The following is an 18,037-nucleotide window of genomic DNA, read 5'->3' as shown; positions in this document are numbered from 1 at the left end:
AGTAAAGTTCCATAGGGACTTGGCTTATACAGCCTAGCACTACTTGTACTAAGTCACGAAAGGTTATTCTTTAAACCCTACTTTTCTAGCATAAGCTAACACTGCTTTTTCAAAACAAGCAAGTGGCGGACGCACCGTACCCGCACCAATTTGACCGAAGCCGGCGACTTTGTGTGCAATACCGGTGTTAATAACAGGCGTAATGCCTTTTTCTACCACTAAACGTGCATCTATGCCTAAGCAAGCTCCTTGGAAGTTCCAGTTCGGCACAACGTAGTTCGGGTTACGGTCGATACAAATTTCCATCATATCGTTACTGGTACGAAGAGCATCTTCATAACCACCCGCTCCCACAAAGCGAGTTACCGCCGGAGCCGCAATCATCGCCATACCACCTACACCCACAGTTTCAGTAATAGCAGAGTCGCCAATATCCGGACAAGCATCTTCGCCGTCATAGCCTGTGAAGTATAGACCTTGTGGCGTATTCACCGGCCCAACGAACCATTCATCACCCATACCGGCAATGCGAATACCGAAATGCACACCGTTACGGCACATTGCTGTAACAACCGTACCATCAGTTACCGTTCTTGCACCGTCCATAATCGCTTTACTTGCCGCCATCATTATGTTCAAGAAGAACTGTTCTGTGTCGGCTAAGAATTTAATCACATCATATTTATCGTTTTCAGATAAATCGCTCATTGCAGTAATGCGTGGGGCAACCTCTTTAAAGAATGACATTGAAGCAGCAATGTTACGTTGGTGGAATTCATCACCCATCGCGATTGCTTTTGCCACAAGCGGATTTATTGCTAAGCCGTTTTCCATAGAGCGAATCGCTTTACCTAAAGTCGGGCCTAACACATCACGCATCCACTCTAAACGAGTGATCACTTCCTCAGAGTAAGCACCAAAACGCAATACCTTGCCGATACCTTCGTTCATCGTACAGTAAGCAAAGTTGCCGTCTGTGGCATTTTCCACTACCCAAACCGGCATATTAGCTGTAGTAATACCGCCCATTGGGCCAACTGCATTGACGTGGTGACAAGGCATAAATTTGATTTCGCCACTTTCTAATAATGCACGAGCTGAAGCTTCATCTGTTGCCCATTTTTCAAATAATACTGCCCCCACACAAGAGCCTTGTACTGTATGAGGCATATCTTTGTATTGAATCGGCGGGCCGGCGTGTAAAATCACTTTACCTTCGTTAAGCTCTTTAATCACGGTTTTCGCTAACACGTTATCACGAATGATTGGAGCTGCTGCTACCACTTTCGCAATCACTTTACGGTTGGCTTCATCAATATCCACCGCCTCATATTCATTTAAGAAATTCAACGCTTTGATTAGCTGGATATTACCGCCCGCCGGTGGTTGCCAGTTAAATTGCACCACTTGGCAGCCGAATTTTTCTGCCACGTCCGCAAAACTTTTCAGACCGATGTTAATAATTTTCGGTTTTTCAGATAATAAGCGTAACAACTGAGTTGAAGCAGGTGTGTTTTCACCTTGTATCACTGTTTTCACTTGGATTGTTTTTTCTGGCTCATCGAATTGTAAACCTAATAAGGCTAATGATTTTTCCACCGCAATTTTATTGGTTTCGCATACATCCACACCGGCTTCTTTTAATTTACGTACGGTTTCATCGTAGCCTTGATAGTCGCTGCGAGTACCGCATACGGTTGCCACAAAAGCCACATCACGATTTTGAGCTTTCGCCTTTTGTTGTAACTCTTGAATGGTTGGAATTAATGCGGTTGCCATATCTTCGTGCGAGCCGTAACCTAACACGATATCAAATAAAATCACGCCTGTAGTGGCATCATCTACTGCCTCACGCATACATTCGATACGTTTGGTTGGGTCGATCATCGGGTGCGGTTTGCCTTGGGTGTAAACATCGTCCCCTAAATCTACCACAATGTGACCGTCTTGTTTAAACATAAAGCCATCTGCTTTCGCACTTGAGCCTTCAACATTTAACGCATCTTTCAGCAACATTGCTGCTTCGCCCGCCAATGTACCACCTGAATAGTAAGCTTTTAAAGTCTTACCACAAGCGGTCGAATTTATATTATTTTTTGTAAAGGTTGGGATTGGCTCGTTACGCACTAAGGCTACTGCTAAACGAGCGGCCTCATCTAAAGTATAAGCGTGATAGAAATTTTCTTCGTGGAAAGTCGGTTTTTCGCCTAGAAATAAAGTAATTACCGGTTTGGTGTAACGACTTAAACGTGCAGAGATCTTTTCACGCACTGCTTTTGCAGGTGGTTTAGAGATCACAATCAGCACTTTCACTTTGTCGTTTTGCTCCATCGCTTCGATGGTGTCTAACATTGTGATACCACCGATGTCTTCATACAAGTCACGACCACCTGTACCGATAGCGTTTTCTACCCCTTCGCCTAGACGGTCAATAATAGTGGTTAATTCTTGGATACCTGTACCGGATGCACCAATAATACCGATAGTACCCGGCGTCACGCTATTAGTAAATGCAACAGGTACACCTTGGATAATGCCCGTTCCGCAGTCTGGTCCCATTACCACTAAGCCTTTGCTGTGAGCTTTTTCTTTTAACGCTTTTTCGTCTTCCACGCTCACGTTGTCGCTGAACATAAAGACGTTCAAACCTTCATCCAACGCACGATTTGCTTCTAATGCTGCATAAGCCCCCGGGATAGAAATCACGGCAAGGTTCGCATCCGGCAATTTAGAGGTCGCTTTGTCCCAAGATTTTACGATTTCAGTACCGGCTTGAGCGGAGCTTGCTTGTGATTTTTGTTTTAAAAATTCTTCTACTTTTTCCATTACGACATTGATCAATTCTTCTTGCTCAACGTCTGCCACCACCACCATATCATTGGCAGTCGCTTCTAATAATTCGGGGGTATCTAATCCGCTTTGGGCAAAAATATCTTTATTCGCTGGGGTTGCCATCATAACAGAGACTTTTTTAACCCCCTCTAAGCCTGAAATGGCATTGGTGAGTAACATTAATACCACCGAATCATGGTAGCTACCTTTTTTTACTACGGTTTTTAACATTCTATTTCCCTACTATTTCCCTATACGAGCCGTATAGGGATAAATGAACCGAGCCACTTTGTGGCTCTTGTTTATTTAACTAGGCAATAATCTGCCTAGTTATCCGATTAATCCGCAAAACGGTTTTTGTGGTCGTATCTATCAAAGTGGATATCATCACTAATTAAATATTCATACACTTTGTCTACAATTTCAATACCACCGGTTGCATAATATTTATCACGACGCATTTCGGCTCGTTGCCCCGGGTAATAAACCTTATCATTGCCAGGTGCAGGGGCCATTTCATTTAATTCATTGATAGATTGCGTCATATTTTCGCGGAATTGTTCTGCACCACAGAAACGTGCCGGGTCAATAACTATGTGCATTTGACCTAAACGGCGACCTTCCGATAAATCGTGGTACATAGATGAAACGTGCTTACCAAACGGCACACCTAATAAAATACCGGAGAAAATATCCACCATCATCATTAAGCCGTAGCCTTTCGCCCCGGCAATTGGCACTAACGCATTGACTTTGTTTGGATCAGTAACCGGATTACCCTCAGCATCTACTGCCCAATCATCTGGAATAGATTCACCACGAGAGCGTTTATCTAGAATTTTACCCCATGCCTGAACCGTTGTTGCCATATCAAATACCACATTTCGTCCTTCATCAGCAGGAGCCGCAAAAGAAATCGGGTTGGTACCATAATAAGGCTCAGAGCCACCATAAGGAACCGCCATTGGGTCAGATTGGCAGAATGAAATCGCTAGCAATCCCTCTTTTGCCGCCATTTCAGTATAGTAACCAATCGCACCACTGTGAGAGATATTACGGATTCCCACAATCGCAATACCTGATTTTTTCGCCATTTCAATGGCTTTTTCCATTGCAAAGGTTGCCGCAACATAACCACAACCGTTATCGCCTTCAAAAATCGCCGATGCTGGGCCGGTTTCTTTCCACTCAAATTTAGGATCGTGTGTAATCCCCCCTTTGAAGATACGCTCACAGTAATATTCCATACGCACCGCTCCGTGGGAGTGGTAGCCTCTCTCATCCGACCAAGTTAAAATTTCTGCCGTAATCTCTGCGTGTTGATCGTTTAAGCCGGCTTTCATTAATTTGGCTTTCATTAAGTCTTTTAATTCTTCTCTTGATAGTTTCATAGTCAATTCCTCAACGTTAAATTAAAGTTCTACATCACGATTACACTCTTTCGAGTAAATATAGACAAAATCTTCATCGCCAACGGCATAGCAGGCTTGTGGGCAATAGGAATCCATAAAGACATAATCATCTTTTTTCACCGGGATCCATTCATCGTCTAACCGGTACATGCCTTTACCGGAAAGAAATAGCATTCCGTGTTCTTGGAAATGGGTTTCAATGTAACCGTGTGAAGCACCCGGCTTAAATAATAAGATGTGCATATTCATATCAAAACCGAAATCGGTGGCAGAAGGGAGTAAATCTTTAATCAAGCAGGTTTTCATGCCTTCATATTCACTATATTCTATTTGATTTACATTGCCGACGTAGGTTTTCGCTTGCTGGCCTTCAAGCGGAGTATAACGGCGGCGGTGAATATAAATTTTAATCGGACTAGAAGAATGGTTAATAAAACTGAGTACTTTATCAGCAGGTGAGAAAATATAGCCTCCGGTTTCAAGAGTCGCTTCAGTATCGCAATTTTTTACCGATAATTGACCGCTTACACAGTAGACAAATACCTCAATGCCATTACCCCCTAATTGTGTACAGCCACCCGTTGGATGAACTGTTGCGATATAATCCGCAAAAGATGCACCTAATGCTGGTGAAGATAAAATACTAATATCGCAATGATGGTAGTTTGGAATACTGTTTTTCACTAAACCGTCCGTTTCCAAAATCACAAAGTTATTCTTACGAACTACCGAACGTGTTTCAAGTAATCCTTTGCGATAGCCTGTTTGAGCATTCAAATATCCCATGACATTCTCCTTTACCTTAAGTGAGTTTGATAACTTGAATTTATCTTGTACTATAATGCACAAAACCGTTGAGGATCCTTATGCTGAAAAAGACACAAATCACCCTAAACTCTATTGAAATTCAACACACTGTACTGCCTATTGAGGCAACACTTTACCAAGATGATGAAACCCAACCTGTAGCCAATCTTATCTATTTGCACGGGGGCGGTTTGCTGTATGGCAGTAAAGAGGATTTACCTGCACTTCATCTTAACCAATTTACTCAAGCAAGTTTGCAAATTTTTGCGATAAATTACCCGCTTGCACCACAGGCTCAGCTTGAACAAATTATGCAATCCATTTTATTGTCTTTAAAAACGTTACAAAATCAATTTGCAACTGAGCTTCCCTATTTTCTTTTCGGGCGTTCTGCTGGTGGCTATCTTGCTTTATTAGCTGCCACCAAATTAAGCCAACAAGATGAACTGATTCAGCCCAAGGGCGTGATTTCTTTTTACGGCTATGGTTTCTTAACCGATGGATGGTTTGATAGTCCAAGCCCTCATTATTTAAAATTGCCATTAGTGAGTGAAAGCACCTTTCAATCACTGATAACAACTCCCAGCCAAGAAGCCGCATTAAATACTCACTTCAGCACCTATATTTATGCCCGTCAAACAGGCAAATGGAAATCGCTTATTTATCAAGGCAGAGATAAATTCTTCTACCTTGATTACAGCTTACGCTTGGCTGAATTGAACCTACCGATATTTGCTGCTCACGCAACCAATGACCCCGATGTGCCATTTGCTGAATTTCAGGCACTGTGTGAAAAATTCAATCCAACTCGCTTTGTGATTGCTGCCGACCTCCACGATTTTGATCGTGATGAACAATCTGTGCATACGCAGGAATTGTTGAAGGCAACCATCGAGTTTATTCAAAATACCTAGCACGAGCCGTGCTAGGCTAATTAAACCAAATCCCGCAGGGACTTATTTTTCTGAGCCACAAGGTGGCTCTGTCTATTGCCCCCATACGGCTCGTATGGGGTTATTCAGAGATTACTTCTCCAAAATCGTCCCTTTTCTAAAACGTGCACTTGATGCCATATATTTCATACCGAAATAATAAACTAATGCAGTTGGAATCGTTGCTGTTAAGAATGAAATATCTGCATTAAATAAACCAATTACTGCACCAACCGAAATAGCCATAATTGCCGCCCAGTTAACGCCTTTGCGATTACCGTTTTCATCATACAACTCAGCAATATCAATTTTGCCTTTGTGTAAAATGTAATAATCCACTAATAACACAGAGAAAATCGGACCAAAGAACACCGTATAAGTTAAGACGAAAATATCCACGCCTTTTGAAGAGGCATCGGAGGTAATTAACCAAGGGCAAGTTGCAATTGCTAATAGCCCAATAAGAATAACGGAAGTTTTATGTTTGATCTTAAATGCATCCATTAATGCATAAGCAGGCGGTACTACATTACTCGCTAAATTAGTCGTCATTTGAGCAAATAAAATGAAGATTAATGTGATAACTACTAAGAATTTATTATCTGCTGCTTGTGCAAAGGCATTAATTGGGTTAGCAATACCTGTTGCAGAAGAAATCATTAAGCCTATAACCCCCATAAATACGGTAGTTGGCACCATTGCTAAGAAATACACTACACCACGTTTTACTGTAGAATAGCCCGGTTTTAATTCACGAACATAGTCGCCTACGTTTAACATTACCAGTACATTTACACCGAAGAATGCTACAATTGCACTCACAAATGGCAAGCCCCAAGTACCTTCTTTATTGATGAGGTTTTCTTCAATACGCCCACCAAACTTAGTCATACAAACATAGAACATATAAGCAAGAGAAGCGATAATAATAACCGCACCGATATTTTCTAACCATTTCAAACCATGGAAACCAGTGGTTGAAATCCAAATTTGCAATGATTGGAATAATAAGAAATAAAGAACTAAGTTATCATAACCAAATAAAAGAATAGAAATTTGGTTAATTGCTGAGCCACCTAGCCAGCTTTGCACCCCGTACCAAACAATTGCCGGAACACCTCGTAACATTGCCGGTAAAATACCGCCTTTTGTGCCAAAGGCACTTTTTAATTGAACTGCATAAGGCACGCCGCTTTTATAGCTCATTTGATCGTTTAAACATAAACACACAATCAGCAATAACGAACCAATTAACATTGCGACAAAAGCCTGCGTTAAATTTAGCCCTTTTTCTAGTTGACCCGACCCTAGGGCAAAGGTGCCGATAGATACACATCCTCCAAGCCAAAGAAAGAGGTAAGAAAGTAGATCCATAATCCGCTTATTTTCCGGAATAGGTTGTAGATTGTTTTTTTCAGACATGTTGTTGCTCCTGTAAATCGTATAATGTTATTTTTAATAATAAAAGTGCGGTCAGTTTCAAAAATTGACCGCACTTAAATCTTTAACGTTTGACCGGACGAATAAATTCACCGTATCCCATTGCATCTTGTTTATACATACCGTTTTCTGCCACTAAACGCCCACGAATAAAGGTATGGGTTGCTGCACCTTTTCCTTCTAAACCGTTAAAGCAAGTCACATGACCTTTAGTGAAGAGTTTTTCTTGCTCGACTTTCCACGGTTTTTCCGGATCGACAATCACGATATCCGCATCAAAACCAATTTCAAACGCCCCTTTACGACCGTATAAACCGAATAATTTTGCCGGGTTCACACCCATTACTTTCGCAATCAAAGTTGGGCTAAGTTTGCGTTGATGAACGACCATATCAAACATCATCGGTAAGAAGAATTGAATACCGTTTAAACCACCCCAAGCCTCCCAGATATCGTGAGTCTCGTTATTTTTTTCTTCATCCGCTGCCGGCGAGTGATCGCTACCCACGCAAGAAAGCGTGCCGTCAATCACATAATCCCAAAGTTTTTCCATATCTTCTTTTTTACGCAACGGAGGGGTACATTTTGCCGGACCGCCCTTTTCAAACACAAAATCTTCGGTAAAGCCTAAATAGTGTGGGCAAGTTTCACCCGATACCGGCAAGCCTTCATAAATCGCATCTTTAACAAGTTGTGCCACCATTGGGTGTGTTACATGGCAAATATGCACACGCCCTCCGGTTGCACGTGACATATCAATAATATTTTTAGTTGCGACATACTCCACCCACACATCGTGAGCATCTAAAAATTCACGGATCTTTTCTTGATTGGTTAAGCCTGTTTTCGCCTTTGCCTCTTTAACACGCTCTTTTACCTGACCAAATTCTTCACAATGAAAACCCGACAACGCATTAAACGGTTTTAAAATTTCCAATGCTTTACGCACGTTGCCTAAATTTACGGTTGGAAATAAATCACCGTTCGGGCAAGTAAAGCCTTTGAAGGCAGCAACACCGCAAGCTTCAAGATCGACTAAATCGGCAGAGTTACTTTTAATTGAAGTAGGGCTGTCATCATAATCACCGACAATACCGCCCCAAAGGGCAAAGTCGATAAAGGAATGTTTACTTACGTTGGCGTGTTTTAATTTAAAGACATCTTTATTGATGAGGGAAGGATCGTTATTCAGAGGCATATCGATGAGCGTCGTACAACCGGCGGCAACTGCGGCACGGGAACCTGTTTCAAAATCTTCTCGATAATCAAAGCCAGGTTCATTTAAATGGGCATGGCAGTCAATAATCCCGGGATAAACAAAATTACCTTTAGCATCAATAACTTCTTTGGCTTGAACTTCTATATCAGGCGAGAAAAATGCTGCAAACTTTCCCTCTTTCACTGCAATAGTAGCAGGATAAATTCTATCCGGCGTTACTAATTGTCCGTTTTTAACAATTAAATCATACATAATGAACCTTCTTTTTATTGACTTTTGATAGTTTGAAAGGAAAATGCAAAATATGAAACATCATTCCAAGCTTTGTTTATACTAAAGAATAAAATCATACGAAATCAATAGGTATTTTACAAACATGAATATAAAAGAACAAATAATAAACATCTCCCTTTCAGCCACCTCTGATTATGCCCAAGAGTTAGTTGGAAATATGCCGATTGTATATATTCATTCCATCTATAACAAAACTATTAACCTATTGATTCACAATAAAATTTTTGCTTTACAGCCCAAAGGCAGCTATCTTTCACCGGTTAGCTTGATTACCGGTTTATCGGTAGCACAATTTCAACAACTTTCACTATTTCCACAACAACAATATCGGCTTAATCTGCATTATCAAAATTGTGCAATTTTTTGCTCAAAATTGACCGCTTGTATTCCATCAGAAAAGAACTTACTTTCCCTGTATTCTAATACTGCACAACAAATTCTACAACAAACAAATACAGCAGGACTCACACAGATACTAAAAGGTAGTTCTGATGATCTGATTTTGTTCAGTTGCCAAAAATATCTATACGAGGTACAAAACCTCTACCACAACAAAGATATGTATAATGCTGCTTACAAACTGGCAAAATTTATTGGCTTAGGAATTGGACTAACTCCTAGCGGAGATGATTTTCTTTGTGGATTTTTAGCAATTTTTCAACGTATGAACTTGACGCAAAACGTTTTTTATCAAACTCTTACAGAGCAGATCCAACAAAACCTAGATAAAACAAATCTTATTAGCGCAAGATTTCTAGAATGTGCGTTAATGCAACAATTTTCTGCTACTGTTTTAGACTTTTTAAACTTAAATGAAAGCAAATCTATCAATATTTCTCACATCCAAACACAATTTGAAAAGATTGGTCACTCCTCAGGTATGGATACGCTTTTTGGTATTTATTATGCCTGTGAGTTATTGACTCATTCAGCAAAATAGCAAACAAAAAACCCAAAAGAATATCACTATTCTTTTGGGTTCTTCTTAACTAAATGGTGCCAGTGGTCGGACTCGAACCGACACGCTTTATGGGCGGCGGATTTTGAATCCGCTGCGTCTACCGATTTCGCCACACTGGCTTAAATTTTGCGAAATTATAGAAAAATATAACCGCTTGTGCAAGCATAAAAAGGGGCTTAAAAATCGGTTGATTTAAAAACCAGCAGTCAGTTCATCTTTACAAAAATAGTTATGCACACACTCTGTGGATAACTAAGTGCACAACCCTGTTTATAGATATTTAACCTACTGATTTTCATATATTTAATTTTCAAAATTCAGGGCGTTCAAAATTTCCCCTACAAAAAATCCACTACTTGACTTATTATTTTTCCTGTTTTTAGCTGGGTAGTAATTTTATCTCCCCGTTTCAAATCAGTGGTGGAAGTCAACATTTTTCCGTCTTCCGTTTGAGTGATGGAATAGCCTCGAGTCAGGATTTTCAATGGACTTAGCCCATCTAGCTTAGTGCATAATGACTGAAAGCGTTGACTATCTGTCAGCATTTTCTTCTCAATTGCATAATCTAAACGCTGAGAAAATGTAGTGAATAACGCTTGCTTTTCTTTAAGTTGATAAGGAAATGGATTTTTCTCAAACCTTTTGGCGCAATACGTCCACTGCTGTTGTTTTTTAAGTAACAATTGTTCTATTTGCCACTGTAAATTTTTCATAGCTTGGCTTAAAGTTTGCTTCTGACGCTCAATCTGCTTTTTAGGATGCTGACTCGCCAAGCGTAAGCCAAGCTCTTTGCTATACTGTTTTTTAGCGGCTAAAAGAGAGTTAATCGTATATTCCAAGCGGAATTTAATATGAGCGAATTTTTGCTGCTGCGATTGGAGCTGTCTGGTTGGATGCTGAGCATTTAAGCGTAATATTAACTGTTGGAAATGCCCAACTTTTCGACTCCAAACACGATCAAAAGCTAAATTAACTTTATCGAATTGGTGCTGCAATTGGCGTAATAATTCTCTTTGATCTCGGCTTACTAATTCTGCCGCTGCAGAAGGAGTCGGTGCACGAAGATCTGCCACAAAGTCAGCAATAGTGATGTCTGTTTCGTGTCCAACGGCACTAATGGTTGGAATTTGAGAACGATAAATCGCTTGAGCAACCACCTCTTCGTTAAAACACCAAAGGTCCTCCAATGAACCTCCAGCACGCCCTATAATTAATACATCGCACTCATTGCGACGATTTGCTAATTCAATCGCATTAACAATATCTTGTGCAGCCTCTTTACCTTGCACTAAAGTAGGATAAATAACCACAGATAAACTAGGATCACGGCGTTGTAGAATATTCAAAATATCTTGCAGTGCTGCACCACTTGATGAGGTAATAATCCCCACTCGTTTAGCAAAAGATGGAATCGTTTTTTTATGCTCTTGAGCAAACAAACCTTGAGCAGCTAACTTTGCTTTAAGTTGCTCGAATTGCTGTTGCAGTAAACCTTCTCCAGCCGGCTGCATACTTTCAATAATAATTTGGTAATCCCCTCTTGGTTCATACAAGGTAACACTTGCTCGTACCAAAACCTGCATACCGTTTTGCGGGCGAAAATGCACTTTGGCATTTTTCATTTTAAACATCGCACAACGTACTTGAGCCTTATCATCTTTTAACGTGAGATACCAATGGCCGGAAACAGGCTGGCTGAAATTGGAAATCTCACCGGTTAGCCAAATTTGGCTAAGTTCCATTTCAAGTAAATGACGGACAGAATAGTTCAGTTGAGTGACGGTTAAAATATTGCTCATAATCGTAAAATTGAAAGAATTTTTATGCAGTGTAGCGAGAAATTAAGATGAGAGAAAGGGCCAATAAGAAAACAAGCGGTTATTTTTTATGAAAAAATTGCAAAAAGAAAGCCTCCGATAAATCGGAGGCTTGAAATTTGGTTGCGGGGGCTGGATTTGAACCAACGACCTTCGGGTTATGAGCCCGACGAGCTACCAAGCTGCTCCACCCCGCGTCTGATGGAAGCTATAATATAGCAATACAGAATAATAACAAGTAAAAAAGTAGATATTTAGTTTAATTGATTTAAATTAGCACAAAAATAGTATAAAAATCCATTTATTGAGCTAAAATCATACAAATATATTCTTGTTTTATTTTAACTGCATTTTTGCTATTCTTCACCTTTATTTCAGATTTGATAGTTTATGAAACAAGGATTTTACATGAGTTGGAAAGCATATAAAAAAGCCATTGCATTCGCAACAATAGCAGTAGCTACTACTATTTTAGTCGGATGTTCATCGCCATCCGGTACCAAAACAAAAGCCGGTGGATACGATAGCGAAAAAATAAAATTTGGGGCTAAATATAGTGGCCGACAATTTATGCCTTATGGTATCCATTTCCAAAGCGGACGTTTAATTTTAAATACCGCACCGGTTAATCAGCGTGATTTTTTACAGCAGCTATCAAATGTTCGCGCTTATAGCAGCCTAGCGGATTCTCACTCTATTGCTTATGGTAAAGTAAGTCGCTGGATCGCCTCAGGATCGAATATCAACGATCTGGCAAAACATGGCATTACTACCCGTTTAATGCGTGGTGAAGATGGCTATCAAAATGTGCTGATGACCGGTTATTATTCACCGGTTATTAATGCACGCCGCACACCACAAGGAAAATATCAGCATCCAATTTATGCTATACCGGCTAATAAACGCTTCTCACGTGCTGACATTTATGCCGGTGCATTGCAAGGTCAAGGCTTAGAGCTAGCTTATAGTGATTCTATGCTTGATAATTTCTTATTAGGCGTACAGGGAAGTGGCTATGTCGATTTTGGTGATGGACGTTTAAATTATTTCGCCTATGCTGGTCAAAACGGCTTTAAATATGCGAGTGTTGGGCGTTTGTTAGTAGAAGATGGTGAAATTCCAAAAGAGAAAATGTCTGTGCAAGCCATTCGTGACTGGGGTGAGCGTAATCCAAGCCGCGTGCAAGGGTTGTTAGAACGTAATCCATCTTATGTTTTCTTTAAAAATGATCCTACCGGTCAAGTAAAAGGCTCTGCCGGTGTACCATTAGTTGCATTAGCCTCTGTTGCTTCAGACCGTAGTATTGTGCCTTCCGGCAGTGTCTTATTAGTGGAAATGCCACTTATTGATAAAAACGGAAACTGGACAGGAAAACACGAAATGCGTTTAATGATTGCTCTTGATGTGGGCGGTGCGGTAAAAGGTCATCACTTCGATTTATATCAAGGTATTGGCGATAAAGCAGGTCATGTAGCCGGGCTAATAAAACACTATGGTCGTGTTTGGGTACTAAATTAATTTTTAAGTAGGTAAATATGTTGAAAAAAGTCTTAGTTATTTTATTGCTCTGTTCAAATCTTGTATTTGCAAATGATCCGGAAAATACAACCGCTTCAACAGAGCCTAAATATAAAATATCCGATATGGATATGAAGATTTTTATCCGACAGCTTAACAATATTGAACAATGTATTTACCCTGACTTAGGTAAACATAATTATAAAGAGATTTACAGCAAATGGAGTGTCGCTGAGACACTCACTATCCAGTATTTTGAACACCAAATACTGAAAGAATTGTTAGGTGAGAAACATTTTAATATGATGCAAACAGATGACTCTTCAATGAATTATTTCAATTTATTGCATACTAAATTAAATCATCAAAAAGCAAATGTTGATAAAGAACTCTGTGAGGATTTTAAGCTTACTTATCAAGATGTGTATACACGAGTGCAAAATACACTACCTAAAGTCTATAAATAACAAAAAACTCGCAATATCTATTGCGAGTTTTCTTTTTATATTTGGCGTTTAGCTTTCGTTATGAATTTCCAAATTAGTGGCTTGTTTTGCCGCTTTCGCTTTTGCTTGGTCATTACGGGCATTGGCAATCGCATCTAAATAACATTTATCCACATCGCCGGTAATATATTCACCGGTAAAGACTGAAGCATCAAAGTGGTGGATAGTTGGATTTTCCATCTGTACCGATTGATATAAAGCTGATAAATCTTGGAAAATCAGTTTATCCACCCCAATCATTTCCGCTACTTCATCAACTGAACGATCATAGGCAACCAGCTCTTCACAAGTTGGCATATCAATACCATAAACATTTGGGTAGCGAATTTCCGGAGCGGCTGAAGCAAAATAGACTTTTTTCGCTCCTGCGGCTCGTGCCATTTCAACAATTTGCTCTGAAGTTGTGCCACGCACGATAGAATCGTCAACTAACAGTACACTTTTACCTTTAAACTCCGAAGCAATCGCATTAAGTTTACGGCGAACCGAGCTTTTACGTTGAGATTGCCCCGGCATAATAAAGGTACGGGCAACATAGCGATTTTTAACAAAACCTTGGCGATAAGGTTTATAAAGCACATTAGCAATACGCACGGCAATATCGTTTGACGTTTCCGGAATTGGGATAACTACATCAATATCATCAATAATACGACCCCATTCACGTTTGATCTTCTCACCTAATAACTCTCCCATATGCACACGGGCTGCATAAACGGATACTCCATCAATCACAGAGTCAGGACGGGCAAAATACACATATTCAAAAATACAAGGATGGAGTTTTGGATTATCTGCACAAATTTGCGAATATAATTGACCGTCAAAAGTGATATAAATCGCCTCCCCCGGTAATACATCTCGAACGAAATCAAAACCAACAACATCAAGAGCGACACTTTCTGAAGCAAACATATATTCGGTTCTGCCCTCAACTACCCGCTGACCTAATACCAACGGGCGAATACCAAACGGATCACGAAACGCTACCATACCATGCCCGATAATCATTGCAATACAAGCATAAGCACCACGAATAGTATTATTCGTTTTACGGATCGTTTCAAAAATATTATCTGGGCTTAAGTGTTGAGTTGAGTAAAGATCTAAAAAGTAGGCAAAAATATTAAGAAGAGATTCAGAGTCGGAATTCGTATTGACATGACGGCGGGCTTCATTAAACAAACGCTCTTTTAACTCGGCATTGTTAGTTAAGTTTCCATTATGCACTAAAGTAATGCCAAACGGTGAATTCACATAGAAAGGTTGAGCCTCCGATACGCTAGAGCTACCTGCAGTTGGATAACGGACATGGCCAACCCCCGCATTTCCTTGCAAGCGAATCATATGTTCTTGCTGGAAAACATTACTTACCAAGCCATTTGCTTTACGTAAGCGGAAGCGATTTTCATCATCTATTGTTACGATCCCTGCGGCATCTTGTCCTCGGTGTTGTAGTAATGTTAAACCATCATAAATCGCCTGATTCACCGGCGAGTTCCCAATAATACCGACAATGCCGCACATATAGAAAGACCTCTTTATTTAGTCGTTTGTAAAAAACTTGAATTTGTTTGTAACTGTTCAAAGAACCATTTCACAATAAAGTCAAAGTGCGGAATCAATAACGATGATTTCCATAATTCTGTCTGACTTGCTTGGGTAAAGGTATCTAAGAAAAATAAAATGGCTGAAACAATTAAAATACCACGCAATGCACCAAAAGCACCGCCCAAAATTCGATCCGTAATAGATAGCCCACTTAAATCAATAATTTTACTAAGCAAACCGTTTATTACACCGCATACAATTAAGGTTAAAATAAAAAGAATTGCTGCTGCCAAGCCATTACGTAAAAATTCCGAATTTTGCAGGTAAACCGAATTTATCTGGGTAAGATAACTACTGAGATAAGGGTAAAAAGAGCTTGCCACAAAAAATGCAATTACCCATCCAAGCAGCGATAATGCTTCATTAGTAAAACCTCGCCATAAACTGACTAATACAGAAAAAGCAATGATCCCGATAACAATTAAATCAACCATAAAACACCTTAAAGCTTAAAGCTCTCCTATTCTACAAAAAAAGAAAACGTTTGCGTAGCCCTATTTTGTTAAAATTTAGCAATCTACGCAAAATAACAAGCGGTTGCATTTCGCAAAAAATTTGCAAAATATGACCGCTTGAAAAGACTGTTTATTCTACAATATAGCCAACATCATCTAAAGTTGGATTATTCGCTCCATTTTTCGCCAGTTCATCACAAATTTCATTTTCCCGATGCCCTGAATGACCCTTAACCCACATCCACTCAATTTGATGACGTTGAATTTCTTTATCTAAAGCTATCCATAAATCTTTATTTTTAACCGGTTTTTTATCGCTCGTTTTCCAATCATTTTTTTTCCAGTTAAAAATCCATTTTTGAATACCGTTTTTCATATATTGGCTATCGCTATTCAATTGCACTTTGCAAGGCTCTTTTAGCATTGACAATGCTTCAATCACCGCACGCAATTCCATTCGGTTATTGGTGGTTTGAAAATAACCTTTGCTGACAGTTTTCTCGTGCCCATTGTAGCGAAGCAAAATACCGATTCCGCCTTTACCGGGGTTTCCTAAACAAGAACCATCTGTAAAAATTTCAACTAATTTCATCACTTTAATCTTTGAAAACAAAAGCCCCAAAGCATTAACTTTGGGGCAGCTTTTGTTAAATTCTAAAAGTTATTAGAATTTCGATCAACTTATTCTTTTGATCTAACTATTTTTTGCCTAATTGAGGAATAACGCTATTGTTAGCCGCCAATAAACCGGCATCGGTATAAACCGCTAATTTACCGCGAGTATCCACAATATCTAAATTACGCATGGTTAATTGACCAATACGATCAGCAGGTGTAAACGGTGCATCTTCCACTTTTTCCATACTTAAACGCTCTGCCTCGTAAGTTAAGTTTGGAGACTCTGTGTTCAGAATAGTGAAATCATTACCACGGCGTAGCTCAAGCGTTACTGTACCGGTAATCGCTTTCGCTACCCAACGTTGAGCCGTTTCACGTAGCATTAACGCTTGTGGATCAAACCAACGACCTTGATACAATAAACGACCTAAACGTAAACCGTTAATGCGGTATTGTTCAATCGTATCTTCGTTGTGAATACCGGTAACTAAACGCTCGTAAGCGATGTGTAATAACGCCATTCCCGGGGCTTCATAAATACCGCGAGATTTCGCTTCAATAATACGGTTTTCGATTTGGTCTGACATACCTAAACCGTGGCGACCACCAATGCGGTTCGCTTCCATAATTAATTCCACCGCATCATCAATACGTTTACCGTTTAATGCTACCGGCACACCTTCTTCAAAGGTCACAGACACAGTTTCTGCTTTAATTTCCACAGATTCATCCCAGAACGCCACACCCATAATCGGTTTTACGATCTTCATACCGGTGCTTAATTCTTCTAAATCTTTCGCTTCATGCGTTGCACCTAACATATTTGAGTCTGTTGAATAAGCTTTTTCCACTGACATTTTATAGTCGAAACCGTTGGCAATTAAAAATTGTGACATTTCTAAACGACCACCAAGCTCATCAATGAAAAGTTGGTCTAACCAAGGTTTATAGATTTTTAATTTCGGGTTGGTTAGTAAACCGTAGCGATAAAAACGCTCAATATCGTTACCTTTAAAGGTTGAACCATCACCCCAAATGTTTACATCATCTTCTTTCATCGCTGCAACCAGCATTGTACCGGTTACCGCACGGCCTAGTGGCGTGGTGTTAAAATAAGGAATACCGCCGGTTGAAATGTGGAATGCGCCGCACTGAATCGCTGCAATACCCTCGTGAGCTAATTGTTGGCGACAGTCGATTAAACGCGCATTTTCTGCCCCGTATTCCATCGCTTTTCTTGGAATTGCGTTATAATCATCTTCATCCGGCTGACCTAAATTTGCCGTGTAAGCATAGGGTACTGCACCTTTTTTACGCATCCAAAGTAATGCTGCTGACGTATCTAAACCACCTGAAAATGCAATACCTACTTTCTGACCTAATGGTAGAGCTTCTAAAATTGTTGCTGACATACGAATTCCTATAAATTTTGACTTGTAAGTTTTAAGATAACTAAACGCAAACAGTTGCATTCAAATAAAATATTCTAGCTGAAATACACTAAAAATTCATCTAAAATTTACTGACTCAATTTGCAAAGTTTTGATAAAATTCAACCGCTTACCCAAATACTTTAAATGAGTCAGACTGAGGTTCAAAATAGAGAAAAACAACA

Annotated in this window: 14 protein-coding genes and 2 tRNA genes; 4 read left to right on the top strand and 12 right to left on the bottom strand. The window is 39.8% G+C overall.

The window, feature by feature from the left end; genetic code table 11:
- Positions 1 to 63: 63 nt before the first annotated feature.
- The 3 genes from A6B41_RS04595 to allE all read right to left on the bottom strand — a co-directional run bounded on the left by A6B41_RS04595 (position 64) and on the right by allE (position 5,030).
- Positions 64 to 3,063 (bottom strand): bifunctional FdrA/YlbE family protein, encoded by a 3,000-nt coding sequence (locus tag A6B41_RS04595; protein WP_032847493.1) that lies wholly within the window; start codon positions 3,061 to 3,063, stop codon positions 64 to 66.
- A 107-nt stretch (positions 3,064 to 3,170) separates the two neighbouring features.
- Complete coding sequence (gene allD / locus A6B41_RS04590) at positions 3,171 to 4,223, bottom strand: ureidoglycolate dehydrogenase (RefSeq protein ID WP_027074802.1); 1,053 nt, start codon at positions 4,221 to 4,223, stop codon at positions 3,171 to 3,173.
- Positions 4,224 to 4,244: 21 nt separating this feature from the next.
- Positions 4,245 to 5,030 carry a (S)-ureidoglycine aminohydrolase gene (allE, locus tag A6B41_RS04585; protein WP_027074803.1) on the bottom strand — a complete coding sequence of 262 codons (786 nt, stop codon included), beginning with the start codon at positions 5,028 to 5,030 and terminating at the stop codon, positions 4,245 to 4,247.
- Positions 5,031 to 5,110: 80 nt separating this feature from the next.
- Between allE and A6B41_RS04580 the strand changes: the two genes are divergently transcribed.
- Positions 5,111 to 5,965 carry an alpha/beta hydrolase gene (locus A6B41_RS04580; RefSeq protein ID WP_027074804.1) on the top strand — a complete coding sequence of 285 codons (855 nt, stop codon included), beginning with the start codon at positions 5,111 to 5,113 and terminating at the stop codon, positions 5,963 to 5,965.
- Positions 5,966 to 6,076: 111 nt separating this feature from the next.
- On the opposite strand, the gene A6B41_RS04575 is transcribed toward A6B41_RS04580, so the two are convergent.
- Both A6B41_RS04575 and allB read right to left on the bottom strand, forming a co-directional pair.
- Positions 6,077 to 7,405 (bottom strand): NCS1 family transporter, encoded by a 1,329-nt coding sequence (locus A6B41_RS04575; RefSeq protein ID WP_027074805.1) that lies wholly within the window; start codon positions 7,403 to 7,405, stop codon positions 6,077 to 6,079.
- An 82-nt stretch (positions 7,406 to 7,487) separates the two neighbouring features.
- Positions 7,488 to 8,894 (bottom strand): allantoinase AllB, encoded by a 1,407-nt coding sequence (allB, locus tag A6B41_RS04570; RefSeq protein ID WP_027074806.1) that lies wholly within the window; start codon positions 8,892 to 8,894, stop codon positions 7,488 to 7,490.
- 124 nt (positions 8,895 to 9,018) lie between these two features.
- Here allB and A6B41_RS04565 point away from each other — a divergent pair, with 124 nt between their 5' ends.
- Entirely contained in the window at positions 9,019 to 9,876 is an 858-nt protein-coding gene (locus A6B41_RS04565; RefSeq protein ID WP_027074807.1) for an oxamate carbamoyltransferase subunit AllH family protein, read from the top strand.
- A gap of 54 nt (positions 9,877 to 9,930) precedes the next feature.
- Here A6B41_RS04565 and A6B41_RS04560 read toward each other — a convergent pair.
- From A6B41_RS04560 to A6B41_RS04550, 3 genes are all read right to left on the bottom strand, one after another.
- A tRNA-Leu gene (locus A6B41_RS04560) sits at positions 9,931 to 10,016 on the bottom strand.
- Between the two features lie 219 nt (positions 10,017 to 10,235).
- Entirely contained in the window at positions 10,236 to 11,696 is a 1,461-nt protein-coding gene (gene xseA, locus A6B41_RS04555; RefSeq protein ID WP_027074808.1) for an exodeoxyribonuclease VII large subunit, read from the bottom strand.
- Positions 11,697 to 11,834: 138 nt separating this feature from the next.
- A tRNA-Met gene (locus A6B41_RS04550) sits at positions 11,835 to 11,911 on the bottom strand.
- Between the two features lie 211 nt (positions 11,912 to 12,122).
- On the opposite strand from A6B41_RS04550, the gene mltA reads away from it, so the two are divergent.
- On the top strand, positions 12,123 to 13,232 hold the full coding sequence (gene mltA, locus A6B41_RS04545) for a murein transglycosylase A (protein ID WP_027074809.1): 1,110 nt from the start codon (positions 12,123 to 12,125) through the stop codon (positions 13,230 to 13,232).
- A gap of 17 nt (positions 13,233 to 13,249) precedes the next feature.
- On the top strand, positions 13,250 to 13,699 hold the full coding sequence (locus A6B41_RS04540) for a DUF5358 family protein (RefSeq protein WP_027074810.1): 450 nt from the start codon (positions 13,250 to 13,252) through the stop codon (positions 13,697 to 13,699).
- 48 nt (positions 13,700 to 13,747) lie between these two features.
- Here the strand turns inward: A6B41_RS04540 and purF are convergent, their stop codons facing one another.
- From purF to argG, 4 genes are all read right to left on the bottom strand, one after another.
- On the bottom strand, positions 13,748 to 15,265 hold the full coding sequence (gene purF, locus A6B41_RS04535; RefSeq protein ID WP_027074811.1) for an amidophosphoribosyltransferase: 1,518 nt from the start codon (positions 15,263 to 15,265) through the stop codon (positions 13,748 to 13,750).
- Positions 15,266 to 15,279: 14 nt separating this feature from the next.
- A complete protein-coding gene (locus A6B41_RS04530; protein ID WP_027074812.1) occupies positions 15,280 to 15,783 on the bottom strand; it encodes a CvpA family protein in 504 nt (167 codons plus the stop codon).
- A gap of 151 nt (positions 15,784 to 15,934) precedes the next feature.
- Complete coding sequence (gene rnhA / locus A6B41_RS04525; protein ID WP_027074813.1) at positions 15,935 to 16,396, bottom strand: ribonuclease HI; 462 nt, start codon at positions 16,394 to 16,396, stop codon at positions 15,935 to 15,937.
- A gap of 106 nt (positions 16,397 to 16,502) precedes the next feature.
- The gene (gene argG, locus A6B41_RS04520; RefSeq protein ID WP_027074814.1) at positions 16,503 to 17,834 is read right to left on the bottom strand and encodes an argininosuccinate synthase; all 1,332 of its coding nucleotides are present in this window, start codon (positions 17,832 to 17,834) and stop codon (positions 16,503 to 16,505) included.
- Positions 17,835 to 18,037 lie beyond the last annotated feature (203 nt).

The organism is Mannheimia granulomatis, from assembly GCF_013377255.1.
GTDB lineage: Bacteria > Pseudomonadota > Gammaproteobacteria > Enterobacterales > Pasteurellaceae > Mannheimia > Mannheimia granulomatis.
This window is presented reverse-complemented; position numbering and strand designations above follow the sequence as displayed.